The organism is Pseudoflavonifractor capillosus (assembly GCF_016899775.1).
Taxonomy (GTDB): domain Bacteria; phylum Bacillota; class Clostridia; order Oscillospirales; family Oscillospiraceae; genus Lawsonibacter.
Map to the genome: position 1 here is coordinate 1 of NZ_JACJJE010000100.1, position 5,328 is coordinate 5,328.

A 5,328-nucleotide genomic window follows, 5' to 3' on the forward strand; every position below is an offset into this window, starting at 1 on the left:
TCAAACTGGCCATGTTTCCGATAATCAAAGTAAGCCATGGCCAATTTTACGAAGAAGGCGATGGCGATCACCATGCTCAGAGCGGGAAACACGACGCTGTCCACCACGGTCTTGATCTGGCTGGAGGCGTCCGTCCAGGTCTGCTCTACAGCCCCGGCTACGTCACCGGCGGCCATAGCAGGGACGCAGAGCAGGCCCGCCAGCAGGAAAACTGAGAGGAACACAAGCATCCATTTTCTTCGATTCACAGAGATTCCTCCTTATTAAAATGTAAAGGCCGCCCCGTGAAAGGGGCGGCCTCTCAAAACTATGGATAGATCAATAGCCGGTGCGGGGCAGGGGCTGGGAGGGTTTGTAGACCGTGGTCACCCAGCGGGAGACCGCCATGATCCACTGGCCGTCATAGACGCCGCCCACATCTGCGGTATTGGTGAACTTGGTGCCGCCGGTGAGGCCGGAGAGCACCGTGCAGGTCACCTGGGGAGCCTCCACCTGCCGGAAATTGGAGGGGACCACACCGAAGGAGACCATGAACTGAGTCACGCACTCGTTGGCGGCCAGTCCCAGGGCTGCGGGTGAGGCGTCCAGCACATAGTTCTGTTGGGTGGACAGGTTGTCCGCCAGGGTGCGCCAGGCCCCGTTGGACAGGTTGGTCTGGTACACGATTTTATAGTTTCCGGGTACGTTGTAGGTGCCGGTGACGATTTTGTCCAGCCGCACCGCCTGGGTGGGCAGGGTGTCCCGCCAGAAGAAGGAGGTGAGACTGGCGGTGGAGTTGTTGGCGATGTTGGCGAAGTCATAGCGGATGGACTGGCCAGGCATGACCTCCACATAGCCGGTTTTCTGGATGGATACGTTGGTGTAGAGACTCTTGTTGGTCATGGCTGTCTTCACGATCTGCCCTTCAAACTCGATCTCCACCTCAATGGGTGTCTTGTCCAGCCCATAAAAGTCCGCTGCCTTGGACTCCACGATTTTGTACCGGCCCAAGGGCAGGGGACGGGAGGCGGCCACACCGTTCTTGTCCGTCCGAATGGTGTCCACTAAATTGCCAGTCTTTGCATTGTAAATTTCGAACTCTGTGTTGGGAATGGGCGTCCCGGCAGGCCAGCCGTTCATGGAGTTATAGTCCGCTGCGGTCTTGGTCACCTGGATCTGACCTGTAATGGGGGTGTTTTCCCACTCCACCAGGGTAGTCTCTCCACTCTGGACATAGACAGTTTTCATCTGGGTGTCCGGGATATACCCCTCGTTCTCCAGCTCACGCAGATAGTAGCGCCCGGCGGGCAGATTCTCGAACCAGGCATAACCCCGGTCATCTGTGGTCTGCTGCCCTATGGGGGTGTTGGTATCATCGTACAGCAGGAACGTCACGCCATAGATGTCCTCACCGGTGGCGCTGGAGGTCTTGTGAATCAGGATACCGCTGACCGCCTCATTTTCCACCTGGAGGGTGGTAGTTTTGCCGTCCTCCACCGTGAAATATACGGGGGCGTCATCCAGTCTGAAGCCCTCCGCGCTCTCGATCTCCACGGCGTAGTAGGCCCCGTCCTCCAGGGGCAGGAACACCCGGCCATTCTTGTCGGTGGTCACGGTGTCCACCAGTCCGCCGTCCATCTCCCGGATTTCAAAGGTCACATTGGGAATGCGCTGAGTCTTGTCGGCGGAATTGACCTTGATAAGCTCCACGCCGCCCACAGGGTCGTTATATACTGTGATGGTCTGGGTGTCGTTGGGGTTGATGACCACCGTTTGGGTGCGGGTCTCCTCATGGATGGTGTAGCCCTCGATGGTCTTGGTCTCCGTGATGATGAATGTCCCGACCAAACCATCAATGATGATCTGGCCCTTTTCGTCGGTGCGGTAGAGACCCATGCTGGAGGTCATGCCGCCGTTATCGTCCACTACCGTGCCGTCCGCCTCGGTGATGGTAAACTCCACCCCCTCCAGGGGCTCATGGGTGACGGAATCCAGCTTGTTGATGATAAGGCCGCCCTTGGGCTGGTTGAACACCTCCAGGGTATAGGTCTGGTGGTCTTTCACGGTGATGGTCTTGGGGGTATCATCCAGCAGGTATCCGCTCTTGGTCTGCACCTCCTGGACGATATATGTCCCCGGCTCCAGGTCAGGGATGGAGATATAGCCGTTGCTGTCAGTACGGTATTCCCCGTTGGAGGTTCCCACCACCGCGCCGTCCGCGGTTGTCACCTTGAAGGTCACATCGGACAGGGGCTCCTTGGTCACGCTGTCCATCTTCTTAATGAGCAGGCCGCCCTTGGGGGTGTTGGTGATGACTACCGTTTGGGTGTCTCCGCCCTCCCCGATGACTACATTGGTGGAGGGGGTGTCGATGGTGTACCCGTCCGGGGCACGGAGCTCTGTCAGGACATAGGCGCCGGGGGTCAGGTTGGAAATACGGATTTCTCCATTGGCATCCGTCTCGAAAATCCCAGCTTGGGTCAGAGTGGAGTCACCGATCACACCATCCAGGCCCACTTCACACCCGGATGCCGTGGTGACGCGGAACTGGGCTCCGGCCAGAGGTTGGCCGGTCACGCGGTCCTGTTTCTGGATGATCAGGGCTCCGCGGGGGTCATTTTTGAAGGTAAGGGAGACGGTGCGGCCCGCCTGGATTTGGATGGTCTGGGATTGGGTGTCGATCTCGTATCCGTCCGGGGCTCTCGTCTCCGTGACAATGACGCTCTTGCCCGGCTCCAGGCCGTCGATGCGGATTTCGCCGTTTTCGTCGGTGACATAGATGCCGTTGCTGTCCCCGATCACGCTGCCGTCCGCATAGGTGATTTTGAACTCGGCATCAGGCAGGGTCACGCTGGGATTGACAGAGCACACTTTTCGGATCAGCAGACTGCCGTCCGGGAGGTTTTCAAAGTGGACGGTGATGACGCTTTGCTCCCCGTTGTCCGCCAGGTAGACCGTCTCGGAGCTCTGGAGGATGCTGTATCCATCCCCTGGGTCAATTTCCTCCACGATGTATGCCCCCGGCTCCAGGCCCGTCCAGAGGGCCATGCCGTTGGCGCCGGTGGTTTTCTGCCCGATGACGGTGCCGCCGGTGCCGGAGGCGCCGCCCAAGTATCTGAGCTGGAAGGTGGCCCCACCCAGGGCCTCGCCGGTAACACTGTCCGTTTTGTGCACCACGATAGCGTTGAGAGGGACATTTTCAAACGTCAAAGATTTGCTCTCCCCTCCCTCAATGTAGACCTCCTGGGTGGCGGGTTCCTTGATCGTGAAACCGTGGGCAGGCTCCAGCTCCGTCACCTTGTACCAGCCGTCCCGCAGGCCCTCCAGCACGATCTCGCCGCGCTCGTCGGTGAAGTAGGTCCCCAGGTCGTTCAGCTCGCCGGTGGTGGTGCTGTTGGAGCCGTACCACACCTGGAACTTGGCTCCCTGGATGGGGCTGCCGGTGATGCTGTCCATTTTGTGGACGGTGAGAGTGGGTTTCTTGTGGTTCTCAAAATATACCGTCCTGTCCCGGTTGGGATAGAGGGTGACCAGCTGGGGCTCCGCGTCCATCAAATAAGGGGACGGCACCGACTTTTCGGAGATTTCGTACACACCGGGCAACAGATTCTCCAAAACGGCCTTTCCATCCGGCCCAGTCTTGATCTCGTCCACACTGTGGCCGTCCGCCGCTTCCACTAAAAACACCGTATCAGCCACAGGCTCGCCGCTGTCGGCGTCCCGTTTCACCACCGTCAAATTGGGTCGGCGGTCATTTTCCAGGTCAATGGTGCTGTCCCTGCCGGGGAAAAGCTGAACATGGTGCTCCCGGGCGTCCAAAATGTGATCCGACACCGTGGCGGTTTCCACCAGGGAATAGACGCCGGGCTCCAGCCCCTCCCAGGTGATGGTCCCGTCCGGCCCGGTGGTGCGGTCCAGATAGTGCCCGCCGTCCTCCACCTTGGCCAAGCGGAAGGTGACGCCAGCCAGGGGGGAGCCGTCCGAGCTGGTTTTGGTCAGGGTGAGGGAGGGCAGCTTGCTGTTGGTGAATACAAATTCGGCGTTTTCGTTGGGGTCCAGGTGGATGATCCGCTGGGCGTCGTCGATCACATATCCCGGACACTCCAGTTCCGTCACCACATAAGCGCCCACAGGGAGCTTGCTGAGGTCAATGGTCCCATCCTCCGAGGTCGTATATTCCTCGGGGCCCCAGGAGCCGTCTACCGCTTCAAACCGGAAACGGGCGTTGGCGATTGGTTTGGAGAGGTCGGCGCTGTCCACCTTGGTGAGGTGGATTCCTGGCTTCAAGTCGTTGAAGAAAACCAGCTCCTTGATGCCATCCCCAGCCTTCAGCTCCACCTCTTGGGGTGTTGTGATGGTAATGTGAGCGTCGTCGCTCTGCTTCTCCTCCACCCGGTAAGTACCCGGCTGACAGTCGGTGAGCAGGATTTCTCCCGAACCGTCCGTCTCATAATCGCCCAGGTACTCGCCGTCCCGCCAGATACTGAATGTAATGTCACTTAACAGTTCCTTGCTCGTCCGGTCATACTTGGTGATCCGCAGGCCGGGCAGCTCCTGGTTGACAAAATAGGCCGTGGAGGTCTCACCGGACAAAACCGTGGCGGTCTTTACCGTCTCCGTGTCGGCCTGCCAGCCGGGGATACCGGCGACCTCCCGTACTTCATAGCCGCCAGGGGCCAGCTGGGTGAACTCGATGGAACCATCCGGCCCAGTCTGGCCGGACTGGGTCTCCCCAGTCTCCAGATTTTTGATTTGGATGGTTACACCCTCCAGCAGCTCGCCGGTGTCGCTGTACTTCTCCACCCGGAGATTGCCGTAGGGTTTGTTGGTGAAGGTCAGCTCGGCCATCTGCCCCGCTGTCACGTTGACGTGCTGGGTACTGTTTTCCCCTTTCACATACCATTTCGGCGGGGTGAGCTCCTCCACGGTGAAGTGGCCAGTCTGGTTCAGCTGGACGGTCACGGTTCCGTCCGGCCCGGTGGTATAGGTACTGCCTACGGTGGAGCCGTCCGGGGCAGTGATTTTGAACACGGCCCCCTCCAGGCCCAGGGTGGTACCTTCCTCCAGCTTCGTGATCGTGATTCCCGTCCCAGGGGTGTCGGGCTCATCCGGGGGCTCCGGGTTATCCGGTTCGTCAGGGTCAGGCGTATCCGGTTCGTCCGGTTCTCCGGGAGGATCATGTTCAAAATTAAACGGGGAGAAGACGTGCAAGCCAAAACTCCGCCGCTCGGAAAAAATCGTGTCCCGGATGGGCCGGGCGTACTGGATGGTGTCCACATAGCTGTCGCACTCGGCAAAGCCGTTGGTGGAAACCAGTTCCTCCCCGGTGGGGACACCGTTTTCATCCAG

2 protein-coding genes are annotated in these 5,328 nt (G+C 59.3%); both read right to left on the bottom strand.

Going from position 1 to position 5,328, the window contains the following annotated elements; genetic code table 11:
- A partial coding sequence (locus H6B31_RS16150) for a DUF3852 domain-containing protein (protein WP_204899441.1) occupies positions 1–230 on the bottom strand: 230 nt, incomplete at its 3' end.
- A gap of 88 nt (positions 231–318) precedes the next feature.
- Positions 319–5,328: SpaA isopeptide-forming pilin-related protein (locus H6B31_RS16155; RefSeq protein ID WP_204899440.1), on the bottom strand; the 5,010-nt coding region annotated here is incomplete at its 5' end.